The sequence below is a fragment of the Streptomyces sp. NBC_01116 genome, assembly GCF_041435495.1.
In the GTDB taxonomy this organism is placed as follows: Bacteria; Actinomycetota; Actinomycetes; order Streptomycetales; family Streptomycetaceae; genus Streptomyces.
The window spans coordinates 4,202,868-4,222,419 of the sequence record NZ_CP108644.1; the positions used below are offsets into that span (position 1 = coordinate 4,202,868).

At 73.1% G+C, this 19,552-nt stretch carries 16 protein-coding genes; 5 read left to right on the top strand and 11 right to left on the bottom strand.

Translation table 11 applies throughout. From position 1 onward, the window contains the following. Positions 1 to 120: 120 nt before the first annotated feature. The 3 genes from OG245_RS18265 to OG245_RS18275 all read left to right on the top strand — a co-directional run bounded on the left by OG245_RS18265 (position 121) and on the right by OG245_RS18275 (position 4,414). Entirely contained in the window at positions 121 to 903 is a 783-nt protein-coding gene (locus OG245_RS18265; RefSeq protein WP_371624580.1) for an ABC transporter ATP-binding protein, read from the top strand. Continuing rightward, positions 900 to 3,755 carry an FtsX-like permease family protein gene (locus OG245_RS18270; RefSeq protein WP_371624581.1) on the top strand — a complete coding sequence of 952 codons (2,856 nt, stop codon included), beginning with the start codon at positions 900 to 902 and terminating at the stop codon, positions 3,753 to 3,755. Before OG245_RS18265 ends, OG245_RS18270 begins: the two co-directional genes overlap by 4 nt. A gap of 110 nt (positions 3,756 to 3,865) precedes the next feature. Further along, on the top strand, positions 3,866 to 4,414 hold the full coding sequence (locus OG245_RS18275) for a bacterial proteasome activator family protein (protein ID WP_371624582.1): 549 nt from the start codon (positions 3,866 to 3,868) through the stop codon (positions 4,412 to 4,414). Between the two features lie 219 nt (positions 4,415 to 4,633). Here OG245_RS18275 and OG245_RS18280 read toward each other — a convergent pair whose 3' ends face one another. The 7 genes from OG245_RS18280 to pdhA all read right to left on the bottom strand — a co-directional run bounded on the left by OG245_RS18280 (position 4,634) and on the right by pdhA (position 13,099). After that, a complete protein-coding gene (locus OG245_RS18280; protein WP_371624583.1) occupies positions 4,634 to 5,626 on the bottom strand; it encodes an NAD(P)H-quinone oxidoreductase in 993 nt (330 codons plus the stop codon). 31 nt (positions 5,627 to 5,657) lie between these two features. Beyond that, positions 5,658 to 6,794, bottom strand: a complete 1,137-nt coding sequence (locus OG245_RS18285; RefSeq protein WP_215110711.1) for a TrkA family potassium uptake protein — start codon at positions 6,792 to 6,794, stop codon at positions 5,658 to 5,660. Further along, on the bottom strand, positions 6,752 to 8,389 hold the full coding sequence (locus tag OG245_RS18290) for a molybdopterin molybdotransferase MoeA (RefSeq protein WP_371624584.1): 1,638 nt from the start codon (positions 8,387 to 8,389) through the stop codon (positions 6,752 to 6,754). The genes OG245_RS18285 and OG245_RS18290 overlap by 43 nt, the downstream gene beginning before the upstream one ends. Beyond that, positions 8,386 to 9,318 carry an NTP transferase domain-containing protein gene (locus tag OG245_RS18295; protein WP_371624585.1) on the bottom strand — a complete coding sequence of 311 codons (933 nt, stop codon included), beginning with the start codon at positions 9,316 to 9,318 and terminating at the stop codon, positions 8,386 to 8,388. The genes OG245_RS18290 and OG245_RS18295 overlap by 4 nt, the downstream gene beginning before the upstream one ends. Before the next feature lie 99 nt (positions 9,319 to 9,417). Beyond that, positions 9,418 to 10,911, bottom strand: coding sequence for a dihydrolipoamide acetyltransferase family protein (locus tag OG245_RS18300; RefSeq protein ID WP_371624586.1), 1,494 nt, complete (start codon positions 10,909 to 10,911; stop codon positions 9,418 to 9,420). Beyond that, positions 10,911 to 11,942 (bottom strand): alpha-ketoacid dehydrogenase subunit beta, encoded by a 1,032-nt coding sequence (locus OG245_RS18305; protein ID WP_371624587.1) that lies wholly within the window; start codon positions 11,940 to 11,942, stop codon positions 10,911 to 10,913. The genes OG245_RS18300 and OG245_RS18305 overlap by 1 nt, the downstream gene beginning before the upstream one ends. Next, positions 11,939 to 13,099, bottom strand: coding sequence for a pyruvate dehydrogenase (acetyl-transferring) E1 component subunit alpha (gene pdhA, locus OG245_RS18310; protein ID WP_371624588.1), 1,161 nt, complete (start codon positions 13,097 to 13,099; stop codon positions 11,939 to 11,941). Before pdhA ends, OG245_RS18305 begins: the two co-directional genes overlap by 4 nt. A 239-nt stretch (positions 13,100 to 13,338) precedes the next feature. Between pdhA and OG245_RS18315 the strand changes: the two genes are divergently transcribed. After that, a complete protein-coding gene (locus tag OG245_RS18315) occupies positions 13,339 to 13,968 on the top strand; it encodes an Lrp/AsnC family transcriptional regulator (RefSeq protein ID WP_371627914.1) in 630 nt (209 codons plus the stop codon). A 15-nt stretch (positions 13,969 to 13,983) separates the two neighbouring features. Here the strand turns inward: OG245_RS18315 and OG245_RS18320 are convergent, their stop codons facing one another. Continuing rightward, complete coding sequence (locus OG245_RS18320; RefSeq protein WP_371624589.1) at positions 13,984 to 14,580, bottom strand: TetR/AcrR family transcriptional regulator; 597 nt, start codon at positions 14,578 to 14,580, stop codon at positions 13,984 to 13,986. Positions 14,581 to 14,736: 156 nt separating this feature from the next. On the opposite strand from OG245_RS18320, the gene paaN reads away from it, so the two are divergent. Beyond that, positions 14,737 to 16,437, top strand: coding sequence for a phenylacetic acid degradation protein PaaN (gene paaN, locus OG245_RS18325; RefSeq protein WP_371624590.1), 1,701 nt, complete (start codon positions 14,737 to 14,739; stop codon positions 16,435 to 16,437). Positions 16,438 to 16,509: 72 nt separating this feature from the next. On the opposite strand, the gene OG245_RS18330 is transcribed toward paaN, so the two are convergent. The 3 genes from OG245_RS18330 to OG245_RS18340 are packed head-to-tail and all read right to left on the bottom strand — an operon-like array spanning position 16,510 to position 19,531. Further along, positions 16,510 to 17,274 carry a TrmH family RNA methyltransferase gene (locus tag OG245_RS18330; protein WP_371624591.1) on the bottom strand — a complete coding sequence of 255 codons (765 nt, stop codon included), beginning with the start codon at positions 17,272 to 17,274 and terminating at the stop codon, positions 16,510 to 16,512. Then, complete coding sequence (locus tag OG245_RS18335) at positions 17,271 to 18,674, bottom strand: HTTM domain-containing protein (RefSeq protein ID WP_371624592.1); 1,404 nt, start codon at positions 18,672 to 18,674, stop codon at positions 17,271 to 17,273. Before OG245_RS18335 ends, OG245_RS18330 begins: the two co-directional genes overlap by 4 nt. Next, the gene (locus OG245_RS18340) at positions 18,671 to 19,531 is read right to left on the bottom strand and encodes a DUF5819 family protein (protein ID WP_371624593.1); all 861 of its coding nucleotides are present in this window, start codon (positions 19,529 to 19,531) and stop codon (positions 18,671 to 18,673) included. Before OG245_RS18340 ends, OG245_RS18335 begins: the two co-directional genes overlap by 4 nt. Positions 19,532 to 19,552: the final 21 nt, after the last annotated feature.

Sequence of the window (19,552 nt, forward strand, 5' to 3'; positions counted from 1 at the left end):
GCCGACGCCCGCCGCACCGGCGGGCACCCGTCCCGGCACCGCCGCCCGCATCCCCGCCGGCTCCGCCGGCTCCGCCGCCCCTACCCGACCCACGTCGTTCCCAGGGGGGAACCACCCACCATGCCCTCGTACGCCACACCCCCGCACCCGCCGTCCTCCGGGACGCCCGGCGGCGGCCCCGTACTCGAACTGCGGGCGCTGACCCGTACCCACGGCTCCGGCATCGCCGAGGTGCACGCCCTGCGCGGGATCCACCTCGCCGTGCACCCGGGCGAACTGGTCGCCGTGATGGGCCCCTCCGGCTCCGGGAAGTCCACCCTGCTGACCCTGGCCGGCGGGCTCGACACCGCCACCAGCGGCCAGGTCGTCATCGAGGGCCAGGACATCGCCGCCCTCGGCCCCAAGGGCATGGCCGCCCTGCGCCGCCGCAGCGTCGGCTACGTCTTCCAGGACTACAACCTCATCCCCGCCCTGACCGCCGCCGAGAACATCGCGCTGCCCCGCGAACTCGACGGCGTCTCCGTGCGCAAGGCCCGCAAGGAGGCCCTCGCCGCGCTGGCCGAGCTGAAGCTGGAGGAGATCGCCGACCGCTTCCCCGACGAGATGTCCGGCGGCCAGCAGCAGCGCGTCGCCATCGCCCGCGCCCTCGTCGGCGACCGGCGCCTCGTCCTCGCCGACGAGCCGACCGGAGCGCTCGACTCCGAGACCGGCGAGGCCGTCCTCGCCCTGCTGCGCACCCGCTGCGACCAGGGCGCGGCCGGCGTGATGGTGACCCATGAGCCCCGGTACGCGGCCTGGGCCGACCGGGTCGTGTTCCTCCGGGACGGCTCGATCGTCGACCAGACCCTGACCACCGGGGCCGACTCCCTGCTCTCCGCCGGAACCGCCGAGGCCGCCACGTGAACCCGCTCCCCGGCTGGCGCGCCGCCTTCCGCATAGCCCGGCGCGACGCCGTACGGGCCAAGGGCCGCAGCGCCCTGGTCGTCGCGATGATCGCCCTGCCGGTCCTCGGCGTGACCGCCGCCGACCTCGCCTACCGCAGCGCGCTGCCCACCAAGGCCGAGGAGCTGACGGGGGACCTGGGGTCGGCCGACGCCCGGTTCTCGGCCACGGGCCTGGGCCCGATGAAGCTGCAGCAGATGCCCGACGGCGTCAACTGGGGCACCCCCGAGGGCGCCCCGGACCCGACCCCCGAGCAGCAGGCGAAGCCGGTCGACGTGACCGCGACCTTCCCCGAGGGCTCGCGGTATCTCACCGAGCGGACCGTGCCCGCCTCGGTGACCACCCGCCACGGCATCGCCGACACCCAGATCACGGAACTGCGCATCGCCGACCCGATGCTGCGCGGCCGGATCGAGCTGACCGACGGGGCCTACCCTCGGGCCGAGAACGAGATCGCGGCGACCGAGGAATTCGTCGAGGCGTCCGGGCTGTCCATCGGCGACCGCGTCACCGTGCGCGGCCCCGACCAGTCCTACACCCTCACCGGCACGGTCGAACTGCCCGCCGAACTGCGGGCCGACGCCCTGTACGCGCTCCCCGGAGCGGTCATCGCCCCCTGGCAGAAGACCGCCGACCGCGACAAGGACATCCTGCCGCCCCAGGCGACCGACCCGGACTGGCTGGTCGAGGGCCCGCCCGCAGGTGTGACCTGGCAGGACGTCCTCGCCGCCAACGAGAAGGGCGTGGTGGTCACGTCGCGCCAGGTCGCCCTGAACCCGCCGCCGGACTCCGAGGTCCCGATGGCGGCCATGATGGGCAACACGTACGACGGGGACGCGGAGCTGACCGCGGCAGCCCTCACGGTGGCCGCCATGGCCGTCCTGGAGATCGTGCTGCTGGCCGGTCCGGCGTTCGCCGTGGGCGCCCGCCGTTCGCGGCGCCAGCTGGGCCTGGTCGGCTCGTGCGGCGGCAGCCGGGGACAGGTGCGGGCCGTGGTGCTCGCGGGCGGCGCGGTGCTCGGCGGGGTCGGCGCGGTGGCCGGCGTCGGCACCGGGTTCGGTCTGACCGCCCTGTTCCGGCCGATGATCGAGGACTTCACGGGCCGCCGCTTCGGCGAGCTCACCGTGCAGCCCTGGGAGATCCTCGGCATCGCCGTGCTCGGCCTGGTCACCGGCGTCCTCGCCGCGCTCGCCCCGGCGATCGTCGCGGGCCGCCAGTCCGTCCTGGAGTCGCTCACCGGCCGGCGCGGCACCCGTCGCGGCTCACGCGTGCTGCCCGTCGTCGGTGCCGTCGCGCTCGCGGCCGGTGTCGCCGTCGCGGTGTACGGCGGTGTCAACGGCAGCACCAACCTCGTCGCCGGCGGATCCGTCCTCGCCGAACTGGGCGTCCTCGGCTGCATCCCGGTGATCGTCGGCTTCCTCGGCCGGCTCGGCCGGAGGCTCCCCCTGACGCCCCGTATCGCCCTGCGCGACGCGGCCCGCAACCGGGGCCGTACCGCACCCGCCGTCGCCGCCGTGATGGCGGCCGTCGCGGGCAGCGTCGCCATCGCCACGTACACCAGCAGCTACGCCGCCGAGCAGGCGTACGACCATGTGCCCAACATGACGCCGGGCACCGCCGCCCTGATGGCCGCCGAGCTCGGCGACGACGCCGAACTGCCCCGTTCGCGGTCAGCAGTCGAGCAGAACCTCCCGGTCAGCGGCGCCCGCGCCGACATCGGACGGGTATGGGCCGGCAGCGACTGCTCGGTCTACTACGAGGAGGAAAACGGCTGCGGCACCCTCGAACTCGTCAAGCCCACCGGCGAGGGACACTCCTGCCCGCTGAAGGGCAAGGGCGCCAAGGAGCTCGCCCTGCGGATCTCGGCGGACGAGCACAAGCGGCTGATGAACTCCCCGGCCTGCATGGACGAGAACTACACCATGACCGCGTTCGGCACCGGCAGCGACAAGATCGTCGTCGGGGGCGCGGACATGCTCGCCTCGTACGTGAAGCTGGACGACCCGGCGGCGGCGAAGGCCCTGGCGGAGGGCGTTCCGGTCCTGCTGAACCCGGCATACGCGAAGAACGGCGAGGTCACCCTCAAGGCCGCGCACGTCTACAACGACCGCGACAAGAAGATGCGGGCCCTGCACCCCGGAAAGGCGCGCACCACCACGGAACAGCTGAAGGTGTACGTCGCACCGGACCGCTACGCGGCGACGCCCGGCATCCGGATGGTCATGCCGAAGAGCACCGCGGAGCGGCTCGGCCTGCACGTCGAGGACTACGGCAGCTTCTACACGCTCCACCGCGATCCCACGGACGCCGAGAACCAGGCGGCCCATGCGGCGCTGGAGCAGGCCGGGAACCGCGCGTACCTGATGACCGAGAACGAGATGCCGCGGACGGACGACGACACGATCCTGCTGATCCTCGCCCTCTTCGCCGGAGTGGTGACCCTGGGCGCGGCGGCCATCACGACCGGCCTGTCCAAGGCCGACGCGGAGGCCGATCTCACCACGCTCAGCGCGGTCGGCGCGCCCCCGGGCGTACGGCGTTCGCTGTCCGGGTTCCAGTGCCTGGTCGTCGCCCTGACCGGGGTGCTCCTGGGGACGGCGGCGGGGCTCGTGCCCGCGGTCGCGCTGCGGCTGACCGACCTGCGCGCGGCGCTAGCGGACATGCGGGAGGACCCGATGCAGTCGGCCTACACGCCGATCGTGATGCCGTGGGAGACCATCGGGCTGCTGGCCCTGGTCGTCCCGGTCCTCGCCGGACTGCTGGCCGCCGGCCTCACCAGCTCCCGGCTGACCCTGGCCCGGCGCGCGGGATGACGGGGCCTTCCGGCGCTCCCGGAAGGCTTCCGGTGCCCCCGAAAGCGGTGGATCTTCCGCTTCCGGGGGCACCACCATGGGGTACGGCACGTGTGCGAGACAATGGCGGCATGGAAATGCCGAGGAATGACCGGTCGCAGGAGCACCCGCAGGTCCTTGTCGTGGGCCAGGACGGAATGGCTATCGGCGACGGTGCCAGTGACGACGAGTCGCGCGAGGTCCCGGTGACGGAAATGGTGGAACAGCCCGCCAAGGTCATGCGCATCGGCAGCATGATCAAGCAGCTTCTGGAGGAGGTCAGGGCGGCTCCTCTCGACGAGGCGAGCCGGGTCAGGCTCAAGGAGATCCACGCCAGCTCCGTGAAGGAGCTGGAGGACGGTCTGGCGCCCGAGCTGGTCGAGGAGCTGGAGCGGCTCTCGCTGCCGTTCACCGAGGAGTCGGTGCCCTCCGAGGCCGAGCTGCGGATCGCCCAGGCACAGCTCGTGGGCTGGCTGGAGGGCCTCTTCCACGGCATCCAGACGGCGCTGTTCGCGCAGCAGATGGCGGCCCGCGCCCAGCTGGAGCAGATGCGCCGCGCCCTGCCGCCCGGCACGGGACACGAGGACGAGGAAGGCGGCGCGGACCCGCACGGCCCGATCCGCTCGGGCCCGTATCTGTAACCCCTCTGTTCCCCCTGTCGCCCCTGTTTGACTGCCCGCCTGACCGTCCGACCGCCTGTATCCGCCTCCTGAAGTCCGAGGACCGATCGACAGGGGCCCGGCACACACCACGGTGTGTGCCGGGCCCCTCATCGTCCGCGTGGCCGTGTGCCGGTCAGGCGTCGTCCACGGGCCGTGGCCCTCTACCGGCCGGAGCCTCGTCCGCGTGCCGGGTACGGGTCAGGCACCGGCCGACGGCGCGACCAGCAGCACCTTGCCGATGTGCGCGCTGGACTCCAGCAGCCGGTGCGCCTCGGCGGCGTCCGCCATCGGCAGCGCCCGGTCCACCACCGGCCGGACCACCCCGCCCTCGATCAGCGGCCACACGTGCTCGCGTACGGCGGCGACGATGGCGGCCTTCTCGTGGAGCGGGCGGCCCCGCAGGGAGGTCGCGGTGACGGCGGCCCGCTTGGTCAGCAGGGCGCCGAGGTTCAGCTCGCCCTTCGCGCCGCCCTGGAGTCCGATGATCGCGAGGCGGCCGTTGACGGCGAGCGCCTGGACATTCCGGTCCAGGTACTTGGCGCCGATGAGGTCCAGGATGACGTCGGCCCCCGAGCCCGCGGTGTTCTCCCGCAGCTCCTCGACGAAGTCCTGCTCGCGGTAGTTGATGAGGATCTCCGCCCCCAGCTCGGCGCACCGGGCCAGCTTCTCCGGGCTGCCCGCCGTGACCGCGACCCGGGCGCCGACCGCCTTCGCCAGCTGGATCGCCATCGTGCCGATGCCGCTGGAGCCGCCGTGCACCAGGAAGGTCTCACCGGGGCGGAGGTGGGACACCATGAAGACGTTGGACCACACCGTCGCGGTGACCTCGGGGAGCGCCGCGGCCTCCACCAGGTCCACGCCCTCCGGTACGGGGAGGAGCTGCCCCGCCGGCACGGCGACCTTCTCCGCGTAACCGCCGCCCGACAGCAGCGCGCACACGGCGTCGCCGACCGCCCAGCCGGTCACCCCGGGACCGAGGGCGAGGATACGGCCCGCGCACTCCAGGCCGGGGTAGGGGGACGCGCCGGGCGGCGGGTTGTAGAAGCCCTGCCGCTGGAGCACGTCCGCACGGTTCACAGCGCTGGCGACGACCTCGACGAGGACCTCGCCGTCGCCGGGTACGGGATCGGGCACCTCGGCCCACACGAGCGCCTCGGGGCCGCCGGGTTCGGGAATCGTGATCGCATGCATGGCCGCGAGGCTACTCCGGCGCGGCCCTCGTTCAGGGGCGCGGCGGCATCGAGTTGTTCTGCAGGGGGGTGGAGCTGGGGCTCTTGCGCACGATGGTGATGACCCGGTCCGTCAGTTGGAGGGGGCTGGCCGCCGGGTCGTCGTAGCCGAGCAGCCGGTGCCCGCGCAGGACGCTGACGACGAGGTCGTCCGTCTCCCGTACGTTCTTGCCCACCTCGGCCTTTATGACCGGCCGTTCCACCAGGTCGAGGCCGCTGCCCTGCTGGATCAGGTCCTCCATCACCGTGCCCGCGCTGGGGCTGAGGACGGAGAGACCGAGCAGCCGCCCGGCGGCACTGGCGCTGGTGATGACGGCGTCGGCGCCGGACTGCCGCAGCAGGGGCGCGTTCTCCTCCTCGCGCACCGCCGCCACGATCTTCGCCCCGCGGTTGAGCTGACGCGCGGTCAGGGCCACCAGGACGGCGGTGTCGTCGCGCTGGGTGGCGATGATGATCTGACGCGCCTTCTGGAGCTCGGCGCGCAGCAGGACATCGCTGCGGGTGGCGTCGCCGAGCACGCCGGTGAAGCCCTCGGCGTTGGCCGCCTCGATCACCTTGGACGCCGGATCGACGACGACGATCTGGTCCTTCCGCAGACCGGTGGTGCAGAGGGTGAGAATCGCCGAGCGGCCCTTCGTACCGAAGCCGACGACGACGGTGTGGTCACGCAAGTTGGATCTCCAACGCTTCAGCCGGAAGTCCTCGCGGGTCCGTTCCGTGAGGACTTCGAGAGTGGTGCCGACCAGGATGATCAGGAAGAGCACGCGCAGCGGTGTCACGAGCACCACGTTGATCAGCCTGGCCCCGTCGCTGTACGGGGTGATGTCCCCGTACCCGGTGGTGGAGAGGGTGACCGTCGCGTAGTAGACCGCGTCGAGCAGATCGACCTTGCCGTCGGCGTTGTCGTTGTAGCCGCCGCGGTCGAGCCAGACGATCAGCACGGTCGCGGCCAGCACGAGCAGCGCCATCAGCAGGCGCTTGCCGACCTGACGGGCCGGGCCGTCGACGACCCGGCGGGGCAGCATCACCCGGGTCGGCACGACCACTTCTTCGGCTCGCCTGGCCATCGCATCGTGGCCGGGAAGTTTCACGTGAAACACCCTTCCGTCCACGGCGTCGCCGGGGCCCATGGGAGATCCAGAATCTCCACCTCGGTGCCGGACCGTACCCCGCCCGGCGGCACTACGGCCAGCCCGTCCGCCGCGGCGATACCTCGCAGCATCGCGGGACCGTTGTAGCGCAGCGGTGCGACATGGTCCCGGGCGCCCGCACGGCCCGCGCGGTGGACCACGGGGACGAGGCGGGTGTCGTGCGGATGCCCGTGCACCTCGGCGTGGACGAGAGCCCGGTACGCGTCCTGGGCGGGCCGGCCCGCGATCCCCGCGAGCAGCGGCTCCGCGAGCGTCAACAGCCCCGATACGGCCGCGAGCGGATTGCCGGGAAGCCCGACCAGATACGGCCCGTCCGGCGGGCCCGACGGCCGTCCCTGCGACTGCCCCTCCGGCTGTCCCTCCGAATGTCCCTCCGGATGCCGCTGTGGCTGCCGCTGCGGCTGTCCTGAAGCCGGCAGGCGGGCCAGCAGCATGGGGTGGCCGGGGCGGACGGCGACCCCGTCCACCAGGAGTTCGGCCCCGAGAGCGTCGAGGACCGGGTGCACATGGTCGACCGGGCCGGAGGCGGTGCCGCCGGTGGTGACGATCAGGTCGGCGTCGGAGCCGGTGAGGGCGTCGCGCAGCGCTTCCGCGTCGTCCCCGAGGTGGCGGGGCCCGGAGACCTCGGCGCCCAGGGCCCGCAGCCACGGGCCGAGCATGGGGCCGAGGGCGTCCCGGATGAGCCCGTCGTGCGGCAGGCCGGAGGCGAGCAGTTCGTCGCCGAGGACGAGGACGTCGACGCGTGGACGGGGCACGGCGGGCAGCGCGTCGTACCCGGCGGCCGCGGCGAGACCGAGCACGGCCGGGGTCACGACCGTCCCGGCGGGGACGAGCTGCTCGCCCGAACGGCACTCCTGGCCCCGGGGTCTGATGTCCTGCCCGGCGACCACGGGCCGCCGGGCGTGCAGCAGCCCCGTGGCCTCGTCGGCGTGTGCGTGCTCACTGCGGATGACCGCCGTGGTGTCGGGCGGGACGCGGGCTCCGGTGGCGATCCGTACGGCGGAGCCGTCGGGCAGTGCGGTGGCCGGGCCGCGTCCGGCGAGGAGGCCCGCCCCGGCCCCGAACGCCCAGGGCCCCGGACCGGCGACCGCCCAGCCGTCCATGGCCGAGGTGTCGAAGGACGGCAGATCGGTGAGCGCGCCGAGCGCCTCGGCCAGCACATGGCCCAGCGCCCGGTCGAGCGGCAACCGGATCATCGCGGGCGGACCGGCCCGCCCGGCCCGCGCCGCGACCGCCCGCGCCCGGTCCCAGGAGAGGGGCGGGGGCGCGGGCGAGGACGGGTACGGGTGCGAGGCACCGGTCGGGGTGCCGCCATCCGGGGCGGCGCTGCTGGCTCTGGCGCTGCTGGCGCTGTTCAGGATGGCGTGGGGGCTTCCGGTGGGGGCGTCGTTCGCGTCACCGCGCGGGTGGGCCGCGGAGGCGTCCTCCCTGCGGTCGGGGCCCCGGACCGGGCCGGATCGCGCCCCGCCGACCAGGGCGAGCGCCTGCTCGACGGCCCGCTCCACCTCCGCACGTGCGAGGTCGTCCGGGTCACGGCGGGAGCGACCGGGGCCGGCGGGGTCGGGGCCGGTCATGGTGCCCCGGTCCCTTCGCGCCCCGGGTCGGGCTTCGTCTCCGCGTCCGTCTCCGAGCTCGCCCCCGCGTTCGTCTCCGCGTTCGCTTCCGCTTGCCAGCGCAGAGCCAGGGCGGTGGCCTTGCGAGCGGCCTCCGCGACCGCTGCCGCGGCCTCGTCGGGACCCGCGCCCGCGCTCGCCCTGGCCGCCGCGTACCCGACCAGGAAGGTCGTGAGCGGTGCGGCTGGGCGGGCGACTCCGTGCGCGGCGTCACGGGCGAGATCGAGCAGGACACCGGTGTCGACGTCGAGTTCGATTCCCAGTTCGTTCTTGACCGAGGTGATCCATTCGTCCAGCACGGCCCCATGCTCCCTGATCCGGGCTCTGGCGGCGGCGATGTCGTCCCAAGTGTCGCAGTCGAACGCGGCGTCGGGGCCCGCGTCGATCCGGGTGAGATCGAGCTCCGCCGTCAGGAGCCGGAGCGGCAGCCCGGCGAGGCTCCCGTACTCGGTGGCGATCAGGGCCAGCTCCCGGCGGAGCGGCTCGGCGCGGTAGGCGGCCACCAACGGCTGGTCACGCCCGTCCGGGTCCGTGCACAGGGCCCCGTCCCGGCCGTGCTGTCCGGCGGCGGCGAGCAGCGCGTCGACCGTCCCCGGGCCGAGGAACGGAAGGTCGGCGGAGAGGACGAGAACACGCTCCGCCGTCGTGAGCCGCAGCCCCGCCCCCAGGGCCGCCAACGGGCCTCCGCCCTCCGGCACTTCCCGGGTCCAGAGCACCGGCCTGACGGTGGCGCGACGACCGCCCACCACGACGGTGAGCACCGCGCCGTCGCACGCCGCGAGCACCCGGTCGAGCAGCGCCCGGCCACCCACCCGGACCCCTGGCTTGTCGGCGCCGCCGAGCCGCTTCGCGGCCCCGCCGGCAAGGACGATCACGTCGTAGGCGGTCATACGTCGAGTATGGGCGGCGGCCCGGAGCGACGCCCCCGCCGGGGTGGCCGGAAGGCCAGGTCCCGGAGGGGCGCGTCCGGCAGGGCGCCGACTCCTCGGCTACAGGGTGCGCAGCAGCACCGCCGGCTGTTCGACGCAGTCCGCCACATACCGGAGGAAGCCGCCCGCGGTTCCGCCGTCGCACACCCGGTGGTCGAAGGTGAGGGACAGCTGGACGACCTGACGTACGGCCAGTTCGCCCTGGTGAACCCACGGCTTGGGCATGATCCGGCCGACGCCGAGCATCGCCGCTTCCGGGTGGTTGATGATCGGCGTCGAACCGTCGACCCCGAACACCCCGTAGTTGTTCAACGTGAACGTGCCCCCGGTCAGCTGGGCCGGGCTCAGCTTCCCGGTCCGCGCCAGCTCGGTCAGCCGGGCGATCTCGGCCCCGATCGACTCGGCGTTACGGGTGTGCGCGTCCCGGACGACCGGAACGACGAGGCCCCGCTCGGTCTGGGCCGCGAACCCGAGGTGCACGCCGGGCAGCCGGACGATCTCCCGGGCCTCCGTGTCCACGGTGGAGTTGAGCTCGGGGAACCGGGCCAGCGCCGCCGTGCAGATCCTCGCCAGCAGGGCCAGGACCGACACCTTGGGCCCGGCGGACGGGCCCGTGGCAGCGTTCATCGCGGCCCTGACCGCCATCAGCTCGGTGGCGTCGGCGTCGACCCAGCAGGTGGCGTCCGGGATCTCGGTCCGGCTGCGTGACAGCTTGTCGGCGACCGCTCCGCGCACCCCGCGCAGCGGAATCCGCTCGGCGGCCGGAGCAGCCGGGGCGGCGGGAGCCTCGACAGCGGAAGCCGGGGTGGCTCCGGTCGGGGCGGCGGGCGCCAGGGCCGTACGCGTCTTCGCCGCCGCGGTCTCCTCCGCCTGCCGGATCGCGCCGTCGACGTCGGCGCGAAGGATCAGCCCGTCCGGCCCCGAACCCGCGAGCCGCCGCAGGTCGATGTCGTGCTGCCGGGCCAGCCGGCGTACCAGCGGCGAGACCACCGGCACGGGCCCCTGCCCGTTCACCACACCCACGGCCACCGGGGTGGCGGGAGCGGCGGGAGCGGCATAGGTGGCAGCGGTGGCGGGGGCCGTGCCGGACGCCGCCGGGCCGTCGGGCACCGAGGTCCGGACGAGCGTCCGGTCGAGCCGGTCCGGCCGGATGCGACGACGCCGCGCGGCGGGTGCGCCCGTCCCGTACCCCACGAGCACGTTCCCCGAGCCGCCCGAGGACTCCGTGGCGGTAGCGGAGGCGGAGGTGTCGGAAGTGAGGGATTCGGTGGACGACGGGGACGCTCCGGAGAGATCCAGCCCCTCCGGCGCCCCGACGGCGACCGTCAGCAGCGGTGCGCCGACGGGAAGTTCCGTGCCCTCCTCGCCGAACCGCGCGGTCACCACGCCCCCGTAGGGGCAGGGCACCTCCACCATGGCCTTGGCCGTCTCGACCTCGACGACGGGCTGGTCGATGGCGACGACCTCGCCGACCTCCACCAGCCAGCGGACGATCTCCGCCTCGGTCAGTCCCTCACCGAGGTCCGGCAGCTTGAATTCGAGCACCCGGGGCATCAGCTGTCCGCCTCCCACTGCAACCGGGCCACCGCGTCGAGCACGCGGTCCACTCCCGGCAGATGGTGCCGCTCCAGCATGGGCGGCGGGTAGGGGATGTCGAACCCGGCCACCCGCAGCACCGGAGCCTCCAGATGGTGGAAGCACCGCTCGGTGATCCGGGCCGCGATCTCACCGCCGGGCCCGCCGAATCCGGGGGATTCGTGGACGACGACCGCCCGCCCGGTGCGCCGCACCGAGGCGACCACCGTCTCGTCGTCGAACGGCACCAGCGAGCGCAGGTCCACCACTTCGAGTTCCCAGCCCTCGGCGACCGCCGCCTCGGCGGCCTCCAGGCAGACCGGCAGGGAGGGCCCGTACGTGATGAGCGTGGCGCTGCGTCCGGAACGGCGCACCACCGCCCTGCCGATCGGCTCGACCGGGGCGGGGGCCTCGGGCGACCAGTCGGCCTTGGACCAGTAGAGCCGCTTGGGCTCCAGGAAGATCACCGGGTCGTCCGAGGCGATCGACTCCCGCAGCAGCCCGTAGGCGTCGTCGACCGTGGCCGGCGTCACGACGTGCAGGCCGGGGGTGGCCATGTAGTACGCCTCGGAGGAGTCGCTGTGGTGCTCGACCCCGCCGATGCCGCCGCCGTACGGCACCCGCACGGTGATCGGCAGCGGCATGGCCCCGCCGGTGCGGTTGCGCATCTTGGCGACATGGCTCATCAGCTGCTCGAACGCCGGGTAGGCGAACGCGTCGAACTGCATCTCCACCACGGGCCGCAGCCCGTACATCGCCATGCCGACGGCCGCGCCGAGAATGCCCGCCTCGGCCAGCGGGGTGTCGGTGCAGCGGTCGTCGCCGAACTCCTTCGCCAGCCCGTCGGTGATCCGGAAGACCCCGCCGAGCGTGCCCACGTCCTCACCGAGCACGTGCACGGTGGGGTCCTCGGCCATCGAGTCGCGGAGCGCGCGCCCGAGGGCCTGCGCCATCGTGGCCGGTTTCGCCTTCGTCCGACGTCCGTCGGCCGTCACTGCCGCGGTCGTCATCGTCCCGCCTCCGCATCCTGCTCGTCGTGGTCCTGCTCGGCGTCCAGCTCGGCGCGCAGCGCGGCCGCCTGCTCCCGGAGCTGGCTGGTCTGCTCGGCGTAGACATGGGTGAACAGGTCCATCGGGGCCAGCTCCGGATCGGCGTTCATCCGGTCGCGCAGGGCGGCGGCCATGCGTTCCGCGGCCTCCTTCGCCTGCTCGAGGCCCTCGTCGTCCAACAGACCGCGCCCCGTCAGCTCACGCTCCAGCAGCCGCACCGGGTCATGGGCCTTCCATGCCTCGACCTCGCTGTCGACCCGGTAGCGGGTGGCGTCGTCGGCGTTCGTGTGGGCTTCCATGCGGTAGGTGACCGCCTCGACCAGGGTCGGGCCCTCGCCGCGCCGGGCCCGGGCCACGGCCTCGCTCAGCACCTGGTGCACCGCGGCGGCGTCGTTGCCGTCGACGAGGCGGCCCGGCATCCCGTATCCGACGGCCTTGTGGGCGAGGGACGGGGCGGCGGTCTGCTTGGCGAGCGGCACGGAGATCGCGAAGCCGTTGTTCTGGACGAAGAAGACGACCGGGGCCTTCCAGACGGCCGCGAAATTCAGCGCCTCGTGGAAGTCGCCCTCGCTGGTGCCGCCGTCGCCGACCATGGCGAGCGCCACCACGTCGTCGCCCTTGAGCCGGGCGGCGTGCGCCAGCCCCACGGCGTGCGGGAGCTGGGTGGCCAGGGGGGTGCACAGCGGGGCGATGCGGTGCTCGCGCGGGTCGTAGCCGGTGTGCCGGTCACCGCGCAGCAGGGTCAGGGCCTCCACCGGGTCCAGGCCGCGCGCGACGGCGGCCAGCGTGTCGCGGTAGCTGGGGAACAGCCAGTCGCGCTCCTCCAGGACCAGCGCCGCGGCAATCTCGCACGCCTCCTGGCCGGTGCTCGACGGGTAGACCGCCAGCCGGCCCTGCTTCGTCAGCGCGGTCGCCTGGGCGTTGTAGCGGCGCCCGCGGACCAGCTCGGCGTGGAGCCGGAGCAACAGCTCGGGGTCGACGTCGGCGACCGCGTCCGTACCGAGCACCCGGTAGGGCTCCGGGTCCGGGAGCAGCGGGGCGGGGTCGGTGATCGGCTTCCAGGCCGGGGGCGGCGTGGGCCGGTAGGCGGCCGCGCCGGGCAGCTCTTGGACCGTCATGGGAAGCACCTCCTGGCATCGAGGGGATCGAGGGGTGGTCGATCGGGGGTGTCGACAGGGAGCGAGAGGTCGAGCGGTGGGCGGGGCACGGATGTGGCGTGCCTCACCTACCGATTGTTCGGTCGCGGGGGCATTTTGGCTACAGGTGCCGCCAGCCTGTGGACAAACGGTTCTCCACAGCCTGGGATGGGAACAGGTCGTCCACAACAGGGAGGCGCGGGCAGATGGCAGCTGAACAAATGGCCGACAGGGGCGAGGAGTCGCGCCGGGCCGCACCCGCGGCCGCACCGCCGACCGCGCCCGCCGTCACATCGCCGACCGCACCGGCGTCCGCGCCGTCGACCGCGTCCCCGGGCCCGGGGACGGGCCCGGTCCAGGCGGCGGAGCCTCCAATTCCGTCCGCACGGCCGCTGGACGCCATCGACCGCGACATCCTCCGCATCCTCCAGACGGACGGGCGCGCCTCGATACGGTCCGTGGCCGAACGGGTCCACGTCTCGCGCGCCAACGCCTACGCCCGGATCAACCGGCTGGTCGAGGACGGCGTGATCCGCGGCTTCGGCGCCCGGGTCGACCACGAGCGGGCGGGCCAGGGGGCGTCCGCGTACATCACGCTCAAGATCGTGCAGAACTCCTGGCGCACGGTGCGCGAGCAGCTCCAGGCGCTGCCCGGGGCCACGCACATCGCCCTGGTCAGCGGTGACTTCGACGTACTGCTCCTGGTGCACACGCCGGACAACCGGGCGCTGCGGGAGCTGGTCCTCACCCGGATCCAGTCCATCCCCGAGGTGCTCTCGACACGCACCCTGCTGGTGTTCGAGGAGACGGACCTCGGCCCGTGTCCGGACCGGCCGGCCGAGCTCGCCTGACCGCGGCGGGCCGGCTCAGCGGCCGTTCGCCCGCATGCCCTCGAAGGCCAGCCGGACGATCGTGTCCGCGAGCTGCTCCTCCCCCGGGAAGCCGCCCGGCTGCGGGCGGTACCACTCGACCAGCGAGTTCACCATGCCGAACAGCAGCCGGGTCGCCAGGCGTATGTCCACGTCCGCCCGGAGGTCGCCCTCGGCGACCGCCGCCTGGAGCAGTTCCGACACCCGCTGGTCGAACTCGCGCCGCCGCTCCAGCGCCCAGCGCTCCGTCTTCGTGTTGCCGCGCACGCGCAGCAGCAGGGTGACGTAGGGGACCTCGGCCATCAGCACGTCGACGGTCCGGCGCGTGACGTACTCGACCCGCTCGACCGCGCGCCCGCGCAGCGCCCCCGGCTCGTCGAGGATGGCGAAGAGCCCGTCGAGCGCCCGGCTCACGGCCCGGCGCAGCAGCTCCTCCTTGCCCGCCACATGGTGGTAGATGGAGGATTTCGAGATGCCCGCCGCCCGGGAGAGGTGCTCCATGGAGGTGCCGTCGTAGCCGCGCTCGTTGAAGACACGGACGGCGACGGTGAGCAGGGTCTCCGGTGTGTACGTGTCCCGCTTGGCCGTGGTCATGTCCGCGATCCTCCCCCATGAGGGATCGGCCCCGCACAGGCGGGGACCGTCGAAGTTGTCCACAGGTTCCTCGGGGCCTCTTGTCCCGACCGATCGTTCGGTTACTCTAACTCCGTCCGTACGTCCCCGCCCGGCTCGATGAGGAGTTGGTCCGCCATGGCCGCCGCGCTCACCCCCCAGCAGCTGTCCGAGACCCACCGGCCCACGCTCGACCAGGCCCTCGACGTGATCAGTACCCGCGCGTACTGGTCGCCGCACCCCGAGCACCCGAAGGCCTACGGGGAGGGCGGCGCCCCGGGCAGTCTCGGCGCGGCCGAGGGCAAGGCCGCTTTCGACGCCGTCCTGAACACCCGTCTCGACCTGGGGCAGCCCGGCACCGACGGCTGGACCGGCGGCGAGGTCTCGCCGTACGGCCCGGAGCTCGGCGTCGAGTATCCGCACGCCGACCCGGACGTCCTGCTTCCGGCGATGAAGGCCGGCACGGGCGCGTGGCGGGCGGCGGGACCGGAGGTCCGGGCCCTGGTCTGTCTGGAGATCCTGTCGCGGATCAGCGCCCGCACCCACGAGCTGGCCCACGCCGTGATGCACACGAGCGGCCAGGCCTTCATGATGGCGTTCCAGGCGGGCGGCCCGCACGCCCAGGACCGCGGCCTGGAGGCCGTCGCGTACGCCTACCGGGAGCAGGTCCGCACCCCGCACACCGCCGACTGGTCCAAGCCGCAGGGCAAGCGCGATCCGCTGAAGCTGCACAAGTCGTTCATCACGTCGGGTCGCGGCATCGCCCTGCTCATCGGCTGCAACACGTTCCCCACGTGGAACAGCTATCCCGGCCTCTTCGCCTCCCTCGCCACCGGCAACCCGGTGCTGGTCAAGCCGCACCCGCGCGCCGTGCTTCCGCTGGCCCTCACGGTGTCCGTCGCCCGCGAGGTGCTGGGCGAGGCGGGCTTCGACCCGAATCTGGTCGCGCTGACCGCGGAGCGGCCCGGCGAGGGCATCGCCAAGACCCTCGCGGTCCGCCCCGAGATCCGGATCATCGACTACACCGGCTCCACCGCCTTCGGCGACTGGCTGGAGGAGAACGCCCGCCAGGCCCAGGTCTACACGGAGAAGGCCGGCGTCAACACGATCGTCGTCGACTCCACCGACGACTACCGGGGCATGCTCGCCAACCTGGCGTTCTCCCTCTCGCTGTACAGCGGCCAGATGTGCACCACCCCGCAGAACCTGCTGATTCCCCGGGACGGCATCGCCACCGACGACGGCGCCAAGTCCTACGACGACGTGGTCACCGACATCGCGGCCGCCGTCACCGGACTGCTCGGCGACGACGCCCGCGCGTCCGCCCTGCTCGGCGCGCTGGTCAACCCGGACGTCAGGGCCCGGGTGGAAGCGGCCGGGGAGCTCGGCGAGGTGGCCCTTCCCTCGCGTACGGTCACGAACGCCGAATTCCCCGACGCCGTCGTCCGTACGCCGGTCGTCGTGAAGCTCGACGGCGCCAAGACCGACGACGGCGCCGCCTACCTCTCGGAGTGCTTCGGGCCGGTGTCCTTCGCCGTCGCCGTCGATTCGACGACCGCCGCCGTGGACCTGCTCCGCCGGACGATCCGCGACAAGGGGGCGATGACGGTCGGCGCCTACACCACGTCCCCCGAGGTGGAGCGCGCCATCGAGGACGTCTGCCTGGACGAGTCGGCCCAGCTCTCGCTGAACCTGACCGGTGGGGTCTACGTCAACCAGACCGCGGCCTTCTCCGACTTCCACGGCTCCGGAGGCAACCCCGCCGCCAACGCGGCGCTCTGCGACGGAGCCTTCGTCGCCAACCGCTTCCGCGTGGTGGAGGTGCGCCGCCAGGCGTGACCAGGGCGTGTTCCGAAAGTCCCGCCTGCTCGGCGACACTCCGGGCGGACGGCGCTACTTTCGAAAAACGCCCTAGAGGGTCTCCCGCGGGTCCGGGACGTCGGCGTGCCGCTGCACCCACGCGTGCATCGCGATGGCGGCGGCGGCGCCTGCGTTGATGGACCGGGTCGAGCCGAACTGCGCGATCGAGCACACCATGGAGGCGTGCTCGCGCGCTTCTTTGGTCAGGCCCGGCCCTTCCTGCCCGAACAGCAGGACGCACCGGCGCGGCAGCTCGGTGCGCTCCAGCGGTACGGCTCCGGGGAGGTTGTCGATCCCGATGATCGGCAGCCCCTCGGCCGCCGCCCACGCGGTCAGGTCCGCCGTGTCGGGGTGGTGGCGCACATGCTGGTAGCGGTCGGTGACCATGGCCCCGCGCCGGTTCCAGCGCCGCCGGCCCACGATGTGGATCTCCTTGGCCAGGAAGGCGTTGGCGGTCCGCACCACCGAGCCGATGTTGAAGTCGTGGCCCCAGTTCTCCACGGCCACGTGGAAGTCGTGCCGCCGCAGGTCGAGATCGGCGACGATCGCCTCCCGCGTCCAGTAGCGGTACGCGTCACCGACGTTGCGCCGGTCGCCCTGGGCCAGCAGCTCGGGGTCGTAGCGCTCGCCCTCGGGCCAGGGCAGCGGGTGCGGCCCGACACCGATCGGCTGGCCGTAGCCGTCGTCGTACTGGAGGGGCTCCGCCGGGTGGGGCTCCGCCGGAACGGGCCCCTCCGGGTCGGCGGTCGGCCGGGCGGGGTCCGAGGGCCGGTCCGCCGCCGGGGTCTGCTGGGTTCTGCCGGTCTCACTGCTCACCCGACGAGCGTATGGCCCCCGCCGCCGCCCTGGAGCCGGGGCTCCTCCGTACCGCCCCGGCCGTCCGTCACCGGCCTGGCCTCCGCCGGGTCGTGCGCGGCGTCGGGCGTTCCGGGCTTCCCCAGTGTACGGAACCGGCCGGGCAGCCCGGAGAGCAGCCGCCGCCTGCCGATCGTGGCGCGGGCTCCCAGCCACATCAGGAAGGCCGTCGGCAGGAACACCGCGTCGGCCGCGATCATCGCCATGGAGAAGAACGGCAGCCCCAGCAGCAGGGCGATCCCCGCGTGCTCGCAGATCATCACGACCAGCAGGACGTTCTTGACCCGCCGGTTGAACAGCGTGAACGGGAAGGCGACCTGCACGATCACCGTGCCGTACGTCAGCACCATCACCATCAGCCCGCTGGCGCCCAGGATGTCCGACAGGGCGGGCCACGGGGTGAAGTAGTCGAGATTGAGGGGGTAGTAGAGCGCGGTGCCGTCCTGCCAGCGCGACCCCTGGATCTTGTACCAGCCGGCGGTCGCGTAGATCAGGCAGACCTCGACCATGATCACGGCGAGCGCGGCGTTGTGCGTGAGATTGGCCAGCACGTCGAACAGGGTGCGGGACTCACTGTGCGGCAGGTAGCGGGTCACGGCCCACCAGGCGGCGGCGGAGAGCCAGAGGATCCAGAGCAGCGTCGGCAGCCACCAGGTGCCGCCGAGCCCGCCCATCAGGAAGGCCGCCGCGAGGACCCAGCCGAGGACCACCCAGAGCACCGGGCCCACGATGTCCCGCGAGGGCGGCAGGCCCGCCGCGGCTCGCTGTGCGGCCCGCGCCGCGCGCCGGGCGTCGAGCGACCAGACCTGGGCGCAGCGCGTCAGCACCAGGTAGATCGCCATGAGGTGGACGACGTTGTCCCCGCCGTCCCCCATGAAGATGCTGCGGTTCTGCACCGAGAGCACGCCGACCATGAAGAGGACGGACATGGTCCGGGTCCGCCACCCGAGCATCAGGGCCGCGGCGGACAGCAGCGTGAGGGCGTACACGGCCTCGAACCAGACCGTGCTGTCCGTCCACATCAGCACGGAGAAGGCCTCGTTGCCGTCCGTGAGCAGGCGGGCCAGGTCCCAGTGCCACGGGCTGTCCGGGCCGTACAGCTCATGGCGGTTCGGGAGCTCGCGCAGCAGGAAGAGGAGGTAGGTGGCGGCGAAACCGATGCGGACGACGGCGCTCTGGTACGGGCCGAGGGCCGAGGCCGTGACGCGCTGGAGGGCACGGGCCGGGCCGCTGCCGGGACCACCGGAATCGCCGGGACGGGGCGCGGTCGGGCGAGGTGCCGAGGGCGGCGTGCCCGCGTTCTGTGAGGCGGCGTTCTGTGAGGCGGCGTTCTGTGGGCCGGTGGGCGAGGGGATGGTCACTGGTTCTCCTCCACGCCGTGCGCCGTGTCCCGGTCCTGTTCCGCGGCACGCTCGGGAAGATCGTCAGGGGTCACGGTCCACCAGGGGAGTACGCGGTGGACGGGCTGGGTGCTGATCTTCTCGTTGCTCCACGGGGGCGGGGCGATGGAGCTGGTGGCGGAGCGGAGCTGGATGCGCTCGATCGTGCCGCCGTAGTCGCGCTCGCTCAGCCGCAGCATCGCGATGCGCCGCACGTAGCGCTCGGAGAGGTCCCCGCGCGGACCGATGGGGCGGTTCTCGCTGTCGTGGGAATTGACGTAGAAGTCCCAGCCCCGGCGCAGCTCGTTCTGGTCGACATGGCTGGGGAAGAAGTTGCCGCGTATCCCTTCGGTGTCCTCGTACGTCAGGTTCATCCACCTGGTCGTCCGGCGGCCGTCGGTTCCCACCACCTCGGCCCGCACATGGACGGCGACGTTCTGCTGGAGCGGGTTGGGCGCGAAGAGCTTCCAGTTCTGCTCGAACTCCGGGAGGATCCAGCGGTCGATCGTCTTGTCGTGCTGCTTGGACAGCGTGTTGGACGGGGCGACGTGCAGGAACACCATGGCCACCTGTGTGCAGGCGAGCAGCCCGATCAGGGACAGTGCCAGAGCCGCGACCACCTGGTAGGGGAGAGAGAGACCGGCTATGCCCCGGCCGGTGACCGAGGGGTCCGGCACAGGAGCCGGTACCGGCGCCGAGGGCGTCGGCGCTATGGCTTCGGAGGTCCCCCGCGCTTCCGCCGGCCGGTTCGACGCCTGCGGCCAGGCGCCTTTCCCCCCGCCCGCAGAGCTCCTGTCGTGGTCCGAATCCATCCCGCCCCGCTCACCGTCGATCACCACTCAGTTATCCACAGGGTTGAC